This window comes from Streptomyces nidicola, assembly GCF_050106155.1.
Classification (GTDB): Bacteria; Actinomycetota; Actinomycetes; order Streptomycetales; family Streptomycetaceae; genus Streptomyces.
Genome location: NZ_JBNBPI010000001.1, coordinates 860,965 through 874,536, shown reverse-complemented (window position 1 = coordinate 874,536; position 13,572 = coordinate 860,965). Strand labels below are relative to the sequence as shown.

The following is a 13,572-nucleotide window of genomic DNA, read 5'->3' as shown; positions in this document are numbered from 1 at the left end:
TCGCGACCACTAGCCGGCGATGGGCACCGTCCGCCCCGTCCGCGCCGACTCGTACGCCGCCGCCACGATCCGCACCGCGCGCAGCCCGGCCTCGCCGTCGGTGACGTCCACGGGGCCGTCTCCGAACAGGAAGGACCGCAGCATCAGCGCGTCCAGGTCGACGCCGTACGGGAGTTCCACGGTTGTCCGCGCCGTCTCGCTGAAGCCGTGCACCTTCTGGTCGAAGGCGTCCATCTCCAGCGCCGCCCGCTCGCCGACGACCTGCATCGAGAGCCCGCCCCACGCGGGGTGGTGCTGCGGCTGGCTCCAGCTGCAGTCGAGGGTGAGGACGGCCCCGTTCGCGTACGTCACGGTGAGCAGGCCCGCCGTCTCGACCGCCGCTCGGCCCTCGTACAACAGGTTGTTGGTCTGCGCGTAGACGGAGCGCGCGGGGGAGCCGTCGAAGAGGTCGTCGAGGAGGTCCGCGACATGCACGGTGTGGTCCATCACGGCGCCGCCGCCGGAGAGTTCGGGGTCGGTGAACCAGCGGCTCCGCGCCCCCGGCATATAGCCGTTGTTGGCGCCGGCCACCGTGAGCACCTCACCCGTCGTGCCCGCGCGCACCGCCTCGCGCACCGCGAGATAGGCGGGGCTGAACCGCACCGGGTGCGCCACCGCGAGCCGCACACCGGCGGCCCGGCACGCCTCGACCATCGCCGCGCCGTCCTCGGGCGTCGTGGCGAGCGGCTTCTCGCAGAGCACATCGACGCCGTGCGCGGCCGCCCGTTCGACCAGCGTCCGGTGCCGCACGTTCTCCGAGCAGACCACGACCTTGTCGGGCCCCCACGCGAACAACTCCTCGTACGTATCGACGTAGTTGACGCCGATCCGGGACGCGAAGTCCTTCCCCCGCACCTCGCCCGGCGCCGCGAGATCCGTGTCGGGATCGGCCGCGCACACCTCCACCCCGTCCATCGCGGCGAGCTGCCGCGCGAACCCGCCCGCGTGCACATGCGCGAACGACAGCACACCTACCTTCAAGCCCCGCACACCCTTCACAGCCCGGCCTCCTCGTTCACCTTCAGTTCGACGGGCTCGCCCGTACGCGCGGACTCGGCGGCGGCGCACGCGATCCGCACCGCCTCGACGCCGTCGCGCGCCGTCACGCGGGGCGCGGGACCGCCCTCGACGGCCGCGGCGAACTCCCGCAGCTCCGTCAGATACGGGCTCTCGGTCATCGGACTGCCCGGAATCCCCTCACCGGCCCGACGTACCCCTTGCGCCAGCACCCGGAAGCCGACGTGGGCGGTGGAATCGTGCTCCAGGATCCCGTCGGACCCGGCTACCCGGAAAGTGGTCCGGAACGGCAGATCCGGCTGCCCCCACACCCCCAGCACATGACTGACCGCACCGGAGGCGTGCGTGAGGACCGCGGTCCCGGTCGCCACGTCCCCCGCGACCGCGCCCGCGTCCTGCTTGCCGCGCACCTGCGCGTGCACCCGCACGACGTCACCGGCGAGCAGCCGCGCGAAGTCCAGGTCGTGAATCATCTGGTCGACGAGAATGCCGCCCGACAGTGCGGGGTCGGAGAACCACGGCGCCCACACGGGATAGCACCCGGACCGCGTGAACCGCAGCACCGCCGGATCCCCGATCTCCCCGGCCGCGACCGCCCCGGCGAGCGCCGCGTACGCGGGGAAGTACCGCACGACGTGCGCGGGAAACAGCAACACCCCCGCCGCCCGCGCCGCGTCGGCCATCTCCTGCGCCTCGGCGACACCGAGCGAGAGCGGCTTCTCGCACACCACGTGCTTGCCCGCGCCGATCGCGTCGAGGACGAGCTGCCGGTGCGTGTACGTAGGGGTGCACACGTCGACGACGGTGCACCGTGCGAGGAGCTCGGGGAGGCTCTGCACGGCCGTCACGTCGAACTCGGCGTACTTGGCGGCCAGTTGTTCCGCGTGGCCGTCGGTGGACAGGACCGTGACGCGCGCGCCCAGGGCGGTCCAGGCGGGCAGATGGGCACGGGCGATACCGCCGGCGCCGATCAGGCCCACGTCGAGGCGTGCCATGAAGCTCCTTTGCTGAGGGGTGGTTCGTCCTTCGGGTCAGCCCTTCGTGCCGCTCTGGGCGATGCCCTGCACGAAGTGCCGCTGAAGGAAGAGGTAGAGGACGATCATCGGCAGGCTCGCGATCAGTGAACCGGCCATCATCACCGGATAGTTGGTCTCGAACTGCCCCTCCAGGGAGGTCAGTCCGGCACTGATCGGCATCTTCGCCGGATCCGTGTTCACGACGAGCGGCCACAGCAGGTCGTTCCACGACCACATCGCCGTGATCACCGCGAGCGCTGCGAGGGCGGGGCGGATCAGCGGCAGCATGATCGACCAGAAGATGCGGAAGGGGCCCGCGCCGTCGATGCGCGCCGCCTCCTCCAGCTCCCGGGGCAGGGAGAGGAAGAACTGCCGCAGCATGAACGTGCCGAAGGCGCTGAACATCCCGGGCAGGAACAGCGCGGGCGGCGAGTTCAGCAGGCCGAGCCGCTGGATGATGTCGTACTGCGGCAGGATCAGCAGCGAGGACGGGACGAGCAGCACCGACAGGAACAGCGCGAACAGCACGTTCTTGCCCCGGAACCGCATTCGCGCGAAGGCGTACGCGGCGAGCGAGCAGAACACCAGCTGCCCCGCGGTGCGGCCGACCGTGTTGATGAGGCTGTTGCCGAGCATCTCCCCGTAGGGAAGTGCCGTGAACACCTCCTTGAAGGAGCCCCAGTTCCACTGCTGCGGCAGGAACGTCGTCGGGACGTGCACCGCTTCCGGCAGTGTCTTCAGCGCCGTGAGGAGCTGCCACAGGAACGGGAAGACCATCACGAGCGCGCCGAGCGAGAGGAGCGCGTGCGTGGCGACGGAGCCGCCGTTCACGCGGCGCAGCGAGTCACGCATAGTGCACCCACTTCTTCTGGAGCCGGAACTGGAGGAACGTCAGGGCCGCCGTGAGCAGCATCAGGAGGAAGGCCAGGGCCGCCGCGGCGCCCTGGTTGTTCTGCTGGAACGCCCACTGGTAGAAGAGGCTCACGACGGACTGCGTGGACCCGAGCGCCGGGTTCATGGGGCTCATCATCACGTAGATCAGGTCGAACATCTGGAGCGAGTTGATCACGCAGATGACGGCGGCGAAGAAGATGCTCGGGCTCAGCAGCGGGAGCGTGATGGTGAAGAACCGGCGTACCGGGCCCGCCCCGTCCAGCTCGGCGGCCTCGTAGTAGTCCTGCGGAATGCCCTTGATCCCCGCGATGAAGATGATCAAGTAGTAGCCGACGCTCTGCCACACGGCGACGACCCCGATGGCCCACAGCGCGGTCGACGGGTCCGAGGCCCAGAAGTGCCGAGACACGCCGAACCACGACAACACCTCGTTGAGCAGGCCGAAGTTGCCGTTGTAGAGCCAGTTCCACACCAGGCCCACCGCGACCGGGAGCGTCACGAACGGGATGAAGTACAGGGCCCGGTAGACGGCGACGCCGCGCAGGCCGCGCCGGTTCAGCAGGGCCGCGACGGCGATCGACAGCGGCAGCGTGAGGAGCCCGATCGCCCCGTACAGGAGCGTGTTGCCGATGGCCCGCCACACGGTGACGTCCTGGAGCACGCGCGCGTAGTTCTCGCCGCCGGTCCAGGTGTTCCCGCCGAACGGTCCGAAGTGGGTGAAGCTGAAGCCGAAGGTCTGAAGCATCGGCCACAGGTAGAACAGCAGGAAGCCGAGCCCGATCGGGGCGATGAAGACGTACGCGGCCTTCTGTGTACGGGAGTTGGGCCCGCGTGCGGTGCCCTCGCGCCCCGCCTTCGTGCGAGGCTTCCTGCTGCGGCCCTCCGCCTCCGCGGCGGCCGTCGACGGGAACACGGCCATCAGTTGTCCTCCTCGTCGAGCGCCCGGTCCATCTGCTTCGCGAGCGTGCGGGCCGCGCCCTCGATGCCGCCCTTGCCGCTGAACGGCGCCCCGAGCAGCAGATACTCGAGGTCCTCCCAGACGGCCGTGTTCCGTGAACTCGGGTACGGGGACGCGTAGTCGACCATGTCGAGGAAACACCGCAGGTCGAACTCGGGCATCGACTTCAGCCAGGCGTCCTGCGTCCCCGCGTACGACGGGATCGTCACGCCGCCCTCGGCCTGGATCTCGCCCGTCCGGCTACGCGCCATGAAGTCCACGAACTTCCAGGCCGCCTCCTGCTTGCGGGACTTGGCGCTGATGCAGTTCGCGAGCCCGTGGATGACACTCGCCCGCTCCCGCCCCTTCGGCAGGACCGCGACACCCCCGTGGTCCTTGATGGCGGGCGTCCCGTACATGAACGAGGCCATCGACGAGAGGTCGTAGTTCATCGCCACCTGCTCCGACAGGTACAGATTGCGGGCCCGGACCTCCGACATGGCGCTCTGCGGCGGCGACCAGCCGCGGTCCACCAGGTCGGTCCAGAAGCGCAGGCCTTCGATGGTGCGCGGATCGGCGAACCCGGAACGTCCGTCGCGCAGCACGTAGCCGCCGGCCCCGAAGATCGTCGGATAGAACTTGATCTGCCGGTCCATCTCGGCGGCGATCCCGTAGACCCGCCGCTTCGGATCGGTCAGCTCGCGCGCGGCGTCGCGCAGGTCGTCCCAGGTCCAGGAGGAATCCGGGTACTTCACGCCCGCCTTGTCGAAGAGCCCTTTGTTGTACCAGAGCCCGATCGTGTCGAAGTCCTTCGGCAGCCCGTACTGCCTGCCGCCGTACTTGTAGATGTCGACCAGTGCCTCGGGATGCTTGCCGAGCGGGGTGCGGGCGCGGTTGATGTGCTCGTCGAGCGGCACCAGCGTGCCATTGGCCGCGTACAGCTTGATGTTCACGGCGTTCATCCAGAACACGTCGGGCGCCGTGCCGCCCCGCATCGCCGTGCGCAGCGTCGTCCAGTAGGAGTTCCACGGGGTCAGCTGGATCTCCACGGAGATGTCCGGGTGCGCGCGCTCGAAGGCCCGGATGACCTGTTGCATGCCCGGGACCTGGGCCGGGTCCCACATGCCGTACGAGAGCGCGGTGCGGCCCGCGCGGCCGGCGGCGGTGGGGTCGCCGCCGCTCGCGCTGCAGCCGGCGGCGAACGGGGTCGCCGCGAGGGCACCGGCGAGAAGACTTCTCCTGCGCATGCGCGCCTCCGGTCGGTAGGTGTACGGGGAGGTGTCAGTGGGTCGGGGACGAGGGGCGCGAAGCCCCCGCCCTGTCGACGAGACGGGTGTCCGCCTCGTCCAGGGCGTGGCGGACCGCGCCGAGTGCCACGCCCTCGCGGCCCAGGGTGCTGACCGCGATGCGGGGGACGTGGAGGGTCAGGGGGGAGAGGTGGGCGGCGAGGAGGGGGCCCAGGGGGTCGCCGATCGGGGACAGGGCGCCGGACAGGACGAGGAGTTCGGGGTCGAGGGCGAGGACGAGGGCGGCGATGCCGGGGGCGACCCCGGCGAGGTAGCGGTCCAGGACGGCGAGGGCCTTCGGGTGTTCGGCGCGGACGGCGCGGGCGAGCGCGTCGGTCTCCGATTCGCCGGGCAGCCGGTCGCCGTCCCAGCCGAGCGCGTCCCCAGCCTCGTTCAGGCCGAGTTGCGGCAGGATGCCCAGCTCGCCCGCGCCACCGCGGCGCCCACGGTGCAGGCGCCCGTCGATCATCACGCCGCACGAGATGCGCCGCCCCACGAGCACGCACGCCACGTCGTCCGCGAGTTCCGCGGCGCCCTGCCAGTGCTCGGCGAGCGTCGCGAGGTTCACGTCGTTCTCGACCAGGACGGGGCAGGGGAGTTCGTCCGCGAGGCGGCGCGCCAGGTCCAGGTCGGTCCAGTCCGGGACGATCACGGAGCGGATCCGGCCGGTGTCGTCGACCATGCCCGGCACGCCGATGCCGACGGACCACACGTCGTGCGGGCCGAGTCTGTGGTCGGCGAGGAAGGCGCGCAGCCGGGTGCGCAGCAGGTCGATGCGTTCCACGCCGGTCAGGTCCGCGGGGAAGTCCTCGCGGTGGCGGGCGACGATCTCGCCGTCGAGGCGGGCGAGGAGCAGCACCAGCTTCTTGAGGCCGATGTCGACGCCGACGACGTGCCCGGCCTCGGCCCGGAACCGGAAGCGGCGCGCGGGCCGACCAGGGGAGCGCACGGCGGGCGGCGCGGTCGTCTCCGCGATCCAGCCCTGTGCGGTCAGCTCCTCGACCAGGGCCTCGACCGTGGGCCGGGACAGGCCCGTGGAGCCGGTGAGCCGGCTGACGGTCTGCGGGCTCTCCTGGCGCAACGCCCGCAGCACCACGGCGGTGTTGAGTCCGCGAAGGGCCGCGAGATCGTGCCCGCGCGCCCGGTCGTGCCCCGCCATGGACTGTGCCTCCGCCGCGTCGTCGGTGTCGTCGGTCCGGTTGTGCAGGACTGTTGCATAAGGGCAGGGGTCGGGGAACCCCGTGCGTACGAGAATTTTGCAGAAGTCCTGCGAATTGGGGTGGGTTGGCGCTGGGGGCTACAGGCGTTCCACCGCGCGGAATGCGGAGAGGCGGGCCAGTAAACAGCGTGCGGGCGGTGTCAGTTCGCCCACCGGGAGTGTCTCGCCTCCGTTCAAGCGACGGACGAGGGCGCCCAGTTCGCGCGCCGTCAGCGCGGTCCGCGTGACGTGTCCGCACGCCGCGACCAGCCGGTGCCCGCCGGCCGGCATCCACACCACTCGTTCCGTGGCCCGCACCGCGTCGTCGTCGGTGAAGTAGCCGGGCCGGGTCGGCGCGGGCGCCGGGCGCAGGCCGCCGTCCGTGGCGTGCCGCAACACCTCGTGAGCCAGGCGCCGTTGGAGCGGCGCGGGGCGCGCCTCCTGGCGGAGGTGGTCGAGCGCCGCGGCGAGGGCAGGCGGAAGGGTGTCGGGCAGGTCGTCGGGTGGCTCGCCGTGCGGTACGAGGGTGTCGACGGCGCTCCACGTCCCGTGCGGGGAGGAGTGGCTGATGAGCGGCGAGGCTGCGCGGGGGACGGTGATGCGCACCGTGGTGGCGGGGGAGCGGGGCACGTGGACGGTGTGCTCGTGGTCGGCGGGCCAGTAGAGCAGGTCGCCGGGGACCGTCGTGGCCGTCCAGTGTCGGGCCCCGGGGCCTGTGAGGTGGAACCGGGGGCGGCCGTGGAGGACGTAGAGGAACGTTGCTGCGCGGTGGCCGGAGGGCGAGGGGCATGGTGGCTCGGGCGTTCCGTGGCACAGCGTCGTACCGATGGGTGCCAGGGGCTGGCCGACCGCGTCCCACAGGCCGGCGAGGAAGCTCCGCTCCCTGGCCCACAGCGGATGGTGTCCCGCGTGCAGTTGCCCGACGACGAGGGTGAAGGGGGTGTCGCCCAACTGCCGTGCCAGGCGGCGGTCGTAGGCCGTGAACGAGCCGTCCTCCGGCCGGGGAAGCAGATCACCGGGATCGGTGAGCCGGCGCGGCCCCACCGCGAACCGGACCCGTTCGTCGGAGTCCGCCGTGGTGTGATGCGCGGCGGCGACGGCGCCCTCGAAGACCTCGTGGGGGTTGAAGGGAGCGGCCGGACCGGGATGGCGGGCCGGGCGGAGCAGCGCGGGCCTGCGGTCCCAGTGGTCCGCCGCGAGGCGTTGCCAGTCGACCGACCGGCCGACGGGTCCGAGGACGTCGATCGGGGTGGTGGCGCCCGCCGTCACCGGCGCGGGTCCGGTGACGTGACCGCGACGGCCCGGGAACGGCACAGCTCGCGGAGCACACCGTGCAGGTGGGGTGAGCGGTCGGACAGCCCCGACGAGCGGGCCAGATCGGCCACGGTGGTGGCTTGATGTGCCGTGCGCAGGCAGTCGAGTACGCGGGCGGCCGCGCGGCCCCGCACCGGCCAGACATGTCCGTTCGCCGCCCACAGCGCGTCGTCCGTCCCGGTGGCGACCCGGATGATCTCGCCGACGCACAGTAATCGGTGCCGGGCAGTGAGGGGCACGGCGGGCCGTGGCGCGGGCGCCGGGCTCAGGCCCGCGGCGGAGCGCAGCCCGGCCCAGCGGGCGAGCAGGGCCCGCTCGGTGTCCGGATCGGCGAGGGTGTCCGTGAACAGGCGGGCGGAGTCGGTGAGTCGGGCGGGTACCGCAAGCCGCCCGTCGGCGCGCGTGGGCAGCGGGTGGGGGAGCGTCACGGGGGTGTCCGGATGCGGTCCGCGTCTTCGCATCAGCCCGCCGACGGCGTCCAGGACCGGCGGCAGGGCCGAGGCCGTCCGGGCGGGCACACTCACCCGGAGCGTCGTGCACGGTCCCGTACGGTGATCGAGGTGCCGGCTCCCGGCGGGCCAGTGCACCAAGTCGCCCGCACCGGCCCGGAGTTCGTACTCGGTTCCGGTGTGTTCGGGACGCACCCGCACCGTCAGCTCGCCGTCGACGACCCAGGTGAGGGACGCGGCGCCGGGGTCGCCCGCCTCGGTGGCGGAGTGGTGCCGGTCGCCGACGGCCAGCTCCGCGGTCACCGGGACGGCGGGCCACCCGACGTACCGCCAGAGCCCGGCCAGCGCGTCCCGTACCCGCGACCACGCGGAGAAGTCCCGGTGCAGAGGGTCGGCGGCGGTCAGCAGCCAGCCGTCGCCGCCCAGTTGGGGCGCGGAGGCGAGGCGGGCGACGTAGCCGTCGAGGTTCCGGTCGGCGGGGCCGGGCAGCAGGGGACCCGGTTCGCACAGCACACCGTCGGCCGTGGCCAGTTGCAGTGGTACGGGGTCCGGCTGAGAGGCCGCCGCTCGGAGGAGTGCGTGGGCGTCGGCCGGGTCGAGGCCCAGCGCCGGGGCGTCGGGGACGACCACCGGCTCCCTGGCCCAGTGTGTCTCGGCGAAGCGCCGCAGGGCGGGGGTGTGGGCCGCGGTCCTGCGAGCGGGGGTGTGCCTTGACTTCATGGGGTGGGGATCTCCTCGGTCCCACGTGGGGGTGGCGCCGGGTCGCGACCCTGCCAGAGCGCTTCGTGCTTCGTCAACGCTTTGCGGAGAACCCGTGAACACACACGGGGAGGGGGAGGAGGGGAGCGACGTCCAGGGGGCGGGTGGCGCCGGAAACGTGTGGGTCTTGTGAATTGGCGGGAACGCGCTTGCCGGAATACGCGACTCCGCCCCATTTGGGCAGACGGGGCGCATGGCAAGGTGGGCGCGCTCGTGTCACATGTCCAAGAAAGGCCCCTCATGCCCCTCGCATTGTTCCGCCGTAAGGGCGCCGGTTCCGCAGGGCGGGGCGGACCCGTCCACTCCATGCCGCAGGGCGCGGGCGGCGTGCACTGCGAGGTGACCGACCCGTTCGGCCAGCCCATGCCGGGCGCCGATGTCACGGTGACGCAGTCGCAGAGCGGGCGCGTCTCCGTGAAGGCCACGACCGACCCCTTCGGCCTGGTCTTCGTCACGCTGGAGCCCGGCCGCTACAGCATCCTGATAGCCGCCGAGGGTCTGGAGCCGTTCCAGCAGACGGTCGAGGTCGTCGCGGGCGAGACGCTGCCGCTCACCGGGATCCAGTTGCACGTGGGCCGCTCGCCGGAGCTGCCGCAGCCCGGCACCTGGATGTTCGACCCGCCGCACACCGCGATCCGCTTCATCGCCAAGCACGTCGGCATGGCCCACGTCCATGGCCGCTTCACGCGCTTCGAGGGCGGCATCCAGATCGCGCCCGACATGGCGGACTCGCGGGTCGAGGTCCGCATCGACGCCGCGTCGATCACCACGGGGAACAACACCCGTGACAACCACCTGCGTTCCGCCGACTTCCTGGACGTCGAGAACTACCCGTACATCCACTTCAGCTCGGACCGCTTCATCTACCGGGGCGGCTCCAAGTGGACCGTCCAGGGCGCCCTCACCATGCACGGCGTGAGCCGCACGGTCGACCTCGAAACGGGCTACCTCGGCGTCGTCAACGGCGGCTACGCCGAGGAACTGCGCTGCGCCGCCCTCGCCACGGCGGAACTCCACCGTGAGGACTACACGCTCAACTGGCGCACCATGCTCGCCAAGGGCATCGCGGTCGTCGGCCCCACGGTCAAGCTCGAAATGGACCTCCAGGCCATGTACCGCAGCGCGGACACGCCGACGCCGCCGGAGTAGGGGCGCCGGCCGTGCGTGTGCCCTCCCGCTCAGCGGGAGGGCACACGCACGGTACGAGACCGGTTACCGGTCGTCGTCGCGCCGCAGGGAGTCGCGGACGCCTTCGGCCTTGTCGCGGAGGCTGTCGACGCCTTCCTTGGCCTTGCCGCGGGCCTGGTCGGCCTGGCCTTCGGTCTTCATCCGGTCGTTGCCGGTGACCTTGCCGGTCATCTCCTTGGCCTTGCCCTTGGCCTTGTCCATGGCGCTGTTGTCGCCCATGACTGCTCCTCGCGTGGTTGAGCTGGGGGATTGCCGCAACGGTATGAGCGCTCGGCAAGGGGCGCATCCGGAGTGGTCGCGCTGCGTGTGCGGGGCGTCGCGCCGCGCGGTCGGATGCCCGCTCGCGGGCGGCTGGGGCCTATGGAATCGTTAACAGGCGAAATGTCCCATTCCGCCCAGGGAGGTCCCATGTCCTCGAAGCGTCGTCGGAAGAAGAAGGCGCGCCGTAAGCACGCGGCGAATCACGGCTCTCGCCCGCAGTCCTGACTGCGGCGGCGGTCGCGGGGTGGGGTCACGCGCGCTGCGCGACCCCACTGCCGATCGCGGACGCCCACTCGGTGACCAGCGACTCGTACTCGGCGCGGTCCTCGGGGTTCAGGCGCCCACCCGTGCGCGCCCACAGGTCACGAATCTGCTCGTTGACCACGTCGGCGGACCGTACGGTGCGTGAGGCTGGGATGGCGGACATGTGAAAGAGCGTAGGGGATCCGTACGCCTATTCGCTGCGGTCCGTCACGTGGCCATCGCCATGTGTGAGTTACGTCATGTGTAAAGACGTCGTGAGGGCTGTCGCTCTCAAGTGGTCCGGTGGCTCAGGTCACTTCAGCTCTTGCGGCCCACCGCCCCGTACATCGGCACCGGCGACCCGTCCCGGTCCTCGTCCACGGCCAACTCCGGGTGCCAGTCGGGGAGCCAGACCACGCCGGGGTCCACGAGCTCGAGCCCGGCCCCTGTGAAGAACTTCGTCATCTCCTCGTGCGTGCGCGGCGCGAGTGTGACCCCGCCGGCCGCGTACATGTCGATCGCCTGCTGGGTGCGCGACGGGTCGTAGTCCGCGGCCACGTGCGACAGGACCAGATGGCTGCCCGAGGGCAGTGCGTCCACGAAGGTGCGCACGATGTCGTACGCGCCCTGCTCGTCCGGGATGAAGTGCAGCAGTGCGATCAACGACACCGCTATCGGGCGCTCGAAGTCCAGGATCTCCCTGGCCAGTTCGAGGATCCTGTCCGGCTCGCGGGCGTCGGCCTGGACGTAGCGCGTGACCCCCTCCGGCGTCCCGCGCAGCAGCGCCTCCGCGTGCCGCAGCACGATCGGGTCGTTGTCGACGTACACCACGCTCGCCTCGGGTGCCGCGAGTTGGGCGATGCGGTGCAGGTTCGGCTCGGTCGGGATGCCGGTGCCGATGTCGAGGAACTGGGTGACGCCGCCGCGCGCCGCGAGCATCCGGGTCGCGCGGTGCATGAACCAACGGTTGTGCCGCGCCGCGTACTTGGCCGTCGGCTCCAGCGTGGTGATCTGCCGGCCGAGTTCCTCGTCCACCGGATAGTTGTCCTTGCCGCCGAGGTACCAGTCGTACACCCGCGCCGGGTGCGGCCTGCTGGTGTCGATGCGCGGTGGAATGGCGGATGTGTCGGGCGTCGAGGGCATGGGTGGCTGTGACTCCCTTGTCGTCCGGGGGCATTCGAGCGTCTGCACGGGCATCCTGCCGTACGTGTGCGAAGTGCGTGGGTGCAATGGGAGAGGATGGCTGGTAGGAGTGGAAACCGAGACAGGAGAAACCGCGCATGAGCGACGTCCCCCAGCGTCCCGTACGCCTCGACATCTCCCGGGCCGCGCTCGCCGACTGGCCGGTGATCCGTGGGTGGGCCGCCGATGAGGGCTGGAACCCCGGTGTGGCCGACGGGGTCAGCTTCTTCGCCCAGGATCCCGACGGGTTCTTCCTCGGGCGGATCGACGGCGAGCCGGTGTCCGCCGTCTCTGTCGTCAACTACGGGGACGCGTACGCCTTCCTGGGCTGCTATCTCGTCCGTCCCGACCTGCGCGGCCGCGGTCACGGCATCGCCACCTGGAAGGCGGGGCTCGCGCACGCGGGCGGGCGCACCGTCGGGCTCGACGGTGTCGTCGCCCAGCAGGGCAACTACCGCAAGTCCGGCTTCGAACTCGCCCACCGCACCGTCCGGTTCACCGGGATCGCGACCGGCGCGGAGGCCGCGCCCGCTGCCGGCGGCGTCGTGCCGGCCGAGGGCGATATCGCGCCACTCCTCGCGTACGACAGTGCCTGCTATCCGGCGGACCGGCCCCGTTTCCTCGAGTCCTGGCTGACCACGGAGGGTCACGTGGTCCGCGCTCGCGTCGTCGGCGGGCGCGTGACCGGGTACGGCGTGCTGCGCGAGGGGGAGGACATGCCGCGGATCGGGCCGCTGTTCGCGGACACGCCGGACGATGCGCGTGCCCTCTTCGACGCGCTCGCTCCGGCGGGGCGGCCGGTCGGCCTCGACGTGCCCGCGTCGAACGCGGCGGCGGTCGCTCTCGCCGAGGAACGGGGCCTGGTGCCGGGGTTCGAGACGGCCCGGATGTACACCGGGCCGGTCCGGGCGTTCGCCGAGGAGCGCGTTTTCGGGGTGACGACGCTCGAACTCGGCTGAGACCGGCCCCCAGTGGTGGCCGCCCTCTCAGTCGTGCTCCTCGAAAGAGCCGTGCCGCCCCGCCCCTGCCGCGAACCGGCCCGCCCCTTCGAGCGCCCCGCCCAACACGCCCATCCCGTAACGGAGTTCGGTGCCCATCGCCGCCGCCTCGTCCCGGCCGTGCTGCTCCCGCAGGGACGCCCGGTCGCTGCGCATGCAGTCCTGCGGGAAGCCCGCGATCTGCGCGGCGAGCGCCTCCGCCGCCGCGCGCGAACTCCCCGGCGGCACGAGGCGGTTCGCGAGGCCGATGTCGTACGCCTCCTGCGCCGGGACGGGACGCCCGGTCAGGATCAGGTCGCTCGCGCGACTCTCGCCGATGAGGCGGGGGAGGCGGACCGTGCCGCCGTCGATGAGCGGGACGCCCCAGCGGCGGCAGAAGACACCGAACACCGCGTCCTCCTCGACGACCCGCAGATCGCACCAGAGGGCGAGTTCGAGGCCGCCCGCCACCGCGTGACCGGCCACGGCCGCGATCACCGGCTTCGTCAGGCGCAGGCGGGTCGGACCCATCGGCCCGTCCCCGTCCTCCGCCACCCGGTTGCCGCGCTCCGTGCCGATCGCCTTGAGGTCGGCGCCCGCGCAGAACGTGCCGCCCTCGCCCCACAGTACGGCGACCCGCGCCGCGTCGTCCGCCTCGAACGCCCGGAAGGCGTCGGCAAGGCGGTCCGCCGTCGGCCCGTCGACCGCGTTGCGGGCCTCGGGGCGGGACAGGACGACCGTGGTGACGCGGCCTGCGCGTTCGACGCGGACCGGCATGGGGACCTCCGGGGCAACGGTGTCGGCTGACGGTG

General features: G+C 71.7%; 14 protein-coding genes. 2 read left to right on the top strand and 12 right to left on the bottom strand.

Annotated elements, in window-relative coordinates; translation table 11 throughout:
* Window positions 1–9: 9 nt before the first annotated feature.
* From ACOKM3_RS04120 to ACOKM3_RS04085, 8 genes are all read right to left on the bottom strand, one after another.
* Complete coding sequence (locus ACOKM3_RS04120; protein ID WP_426906697.1) at window positions 10–1,029, bottom strand: Gfo/Idh/MocA family protein; 1,020 nt, start codon at window positions 1,027–1,029, stop codon at window positions 10–12.
* A gap of 5 nt (window positions 1,030–1,034) precedes the next feature.
* On the bottom strand, window positions 1,035–2,051 hold the full coding sequence (locus tag ACOKM3_RS04115) for a Gfo/Idh/MocA family protein (protein WP_426896971.1): 1,017 nt from the start codon (window positions 2,049–2,051) through the stop codon (window positions 1,035–1,037).
* A 36-nt stretch (window positions 2,052–2,087) separates the two neighbouring features.
* Entirely contained in the window at window positions 2,088–2,924 is an 837-nt protein-coding gene (locus ACOKM3_RS04110) for a carbohydrate ABC transporter permease (RefSeq protein ID WP_426896969.1), read from the bottom strand.
* Window positions 2,917–3,885, bottom strand: coding sequence for a carbohydrate ABC transporter permease (locus tag ACOKM3_RS04105; protein ID WP_426896967.1), 969 nt, complete (start codon window positions 3,883–3,885; stop codon window positions 2,917–2,919). The genes ACOKM3_RS04110 and ACOKM3_RS04105 overlap by 8 nt, the downstream gene beginning before the upstream one ends.
* Complete coding sequence (locus tag ACOKM3_RS04100; protein WP_426896965.1) at window positions 3,885–5,150, bottom strand: ABC transporter substrate-binding protein; 1,266 nt, start codon at window positions 5,148–5,150, stop codon at window positions 3,885–3,887. The genes ACOKM3_RS04105 and ACOKM3_RS04100 overlap by 1 nt, the downstream gene beginning before the upstream one ends.
* A gap of 34 nt (window positions 5,151–5,184) precedes the next feature.
* Window positions 5,185–6,348, bottom strand: coding sequence for an ROK family protein (locus ACOKM3_RS04095; protein ID WP_426896963.1), 1,164 nt, complete (start codon window positions 6,346–6,348; stop codon window positions 5,185–5,187).
* 138 nt (window positions 6,349–6,486) lie between these two features.
* The gene (locus ACOKM3_RS04090; RefSeq protein ID WP_426896961.1) at window positions 6,487–7,656 is read right to left on the bottom strand and encodes a hypothetical protein; all 1,170 of its coding nucleotides are present in this window, start codon (window positions 7,654–7,656) and stop codon (window positions 6,487–6,489) included.
* Window positions 7,653–8,870 carry a hypothetical protein gene (locus tag ACOKM3_RS04085; protein WP_426896959.1) on the bottom strand — a complete coding sequence of 406 codons (1,218 nt, stop codon included), beginning with the start codon at window positions 8,868–8,870 and terminating at the stop codon, window positions 7,653–7,655. The genes ACOKM3_RS04090 and ACOKM3_RS04085 overlap by 4 nt, the downstream gene beginning before the upstream one ends.
* A gap of 279 nt (window positions 8,871–9,149) precedes the next feature.
* On the opposite strand from ACOKM3_RS04085, the gene ACOKM3_RS04080 reads away from it, so the two are divergent.
* Complete coding sequence (locus ACOKM3_RS04080) at window positions 9,150–10,058, top strand: YceI family protein (protein ID WP_426896957.1); 909 nt, start codon at window positions 9,150–9,152, stop codon at window positions 10,056–10,058.
* A 63-nt stretch (window positions 10,059–10,121) separates the two neighbouring features.
* Here the strand turns inward: ACOKM3_RS04080 and ACOKM3_RS04075 are convergent, their stop codons facing one another.
* The 3 genes from ACOKM3_RS04075 to ACOKM3_RS04065 form a co-directional block, all read right to left on the bottom strand.
* A complete protein-coding gene (locus ACOKM3_RS04075; RefSeq protein WP_426896955.1) occupies window positions 10,122–10,316 on the bottom strand; it encodes a CsbD family protein in 195 nt (64 codons plus the stop codon).
* Window positions 10,317–10,608: 292 nt separating this feature from the next.
* Window positions 10,609–10,785 (bottom strand): hypothetical protein, encoded by a 177-nt coding sequence (locus ACOKM3_RS04070; RefSeq protein ID WP_426896954.1) that lies wholly within the window; start codon window positions 10,783–10,785, stop codon window positions 10,609–10,611.
* A 134-nt stretch (window positions 10,786–10,919) separates the two neighbouring features.
* Window positions 10,920–11,744: an SAM-dependent methyltransferase gene (locus ACOKM3_RS04065; protein WP_426896952.1), complete on the bottom strand. Its 825-nt coding sequence runs from the start codon at window positions 11,742–11,744 to the stop codon at window positions 10,920–10,922.
* Between the two features lie 137 nt (window positions 11,745–11,881).
* Here ACOKM3_RS04065 and ACOKM3_RS04060 point away from each other — a divergent pair, with 137 nt between their 5' ends.
* Window positions 11,882–12,742: a GNAT family N-acetyltransferase gene (locus ACOKM3_RS04060; RefSeq protein WP_426896950.1), complete on the top strand. Its 861-nt coding sequence runs from the start codon at window positions 11,882–11,884 to the stop codon at window positions 12,740–12,742.
* Window positions 12,743–12,769: 27 nt separating this feature from the next.
* Here ACOKM3_RS04060 and ACOKM3_RS04055 read toward each other — a convergent pair whose 3' ends face one another.
* Window positions 12,770–13,537: a crotonase/enoyl-CoA hydratase family protein gene (locus tag ACOKM3_RS04055; RefSeq protein WP_426896948.1), complete on the bottom strand. Its 768-nt coding sequence runs from the start codon at window positions 13,535–13,537 to the stop codon at window positions 12,770–12,772.
* Window positions 13,538–13,572 lie beyond the last annotated feature (35 nt).

Bases quoted from the DNA above. Each gene is read 5' to 3' on its own strand.
- ACOKM3_RS04070 (WP_426896954.1), bottom strand. From the start codon at position 10,785: ATGTCCGCCATCCCAGCCTCACGCACCGTACGGTCCGCCGACGTGGTC.
- ACOKM3_RS04065 (WP_426896952.1), bottom strand. From the start codon at position 11,744: ATGCCCTCGACGCCCGACACATCCGCCATTCCACCGCGCATCGACACC.
- ACOKM3_RS04095 (WP_426896963.1), bottom strand. From the start codon at position 6,348: ATGGCGGGGCACGACCGGGCGCGCGGGCACGATCTCGCGGCCCTTCGC.
- ACOKM3_RS04060 (WP_426896950.1), top strand. From the start codon at position 11,882: ATGAGCGACGTCCCCCAGCGTCCCGTACGCCTCGACATCTCCCGGGCC.
- ACOKM3_RS04115 (WP_426896971.1), bottom strand. From the start codon at position 2,051: ATGGCACGCCTCGACGTGGGCCTGATCGGCGCCGGCGGTATCGCCCGT.
- ACOKM3_RS04055 (WP_426896948.1), bottom strand. From the start codon at position 13,537: ATGCCGGTCCGCGTCGAACGCGCAGGCCGCGTCACCACGGTCGTCCTG.
- ACOKM3_RS04080 (WP_426896957.1), top strand. From the start codon at position 9,150: ATGCCCCTCGCATTGTTCCGCCGTAAGGGCGCCGGTTCCGCAGGGCGG.
- ACOKM3_RS04085 (WP_426896959.1), bottom strand. From the start codon at position 8,870: ATGAAGTCAAGGCACACCCCCGCTCGCAGGACCGCGGCCCACACCCCC.
- ACOKM3_RS04105 (WP_426896967.1), bottom strand. From the start codon at position 3,885: ATGGCCGTGTTCCCGTCGACGGCCGCCGCGGAGGCGGAGGGCCGCAGC.
- ACOKM3_RS04110 (WP_426896969.1), bottom strand. From the start codon at position 2,924: ATGCGTGACTCGCTGCGCCGCGTGAACGGCGGCTCCGTCGCCACGCAC.
- ACOKM3_RS04075 (WP_426896955.1), bottom strand. From the start codon at position 10,316: ATGGGCGACAACAGCGCCATGGACAAGGCCAAGGGCAAGGCCAAGGAG.
- ACOKM3_RS04100 (WP_426896965.1), bottom strand. From the start codon at position 5,150: ATGCGCAGGAGAAGTCTTCTCGCCGGTGCCCTCGCGGCGACCCCGTTC.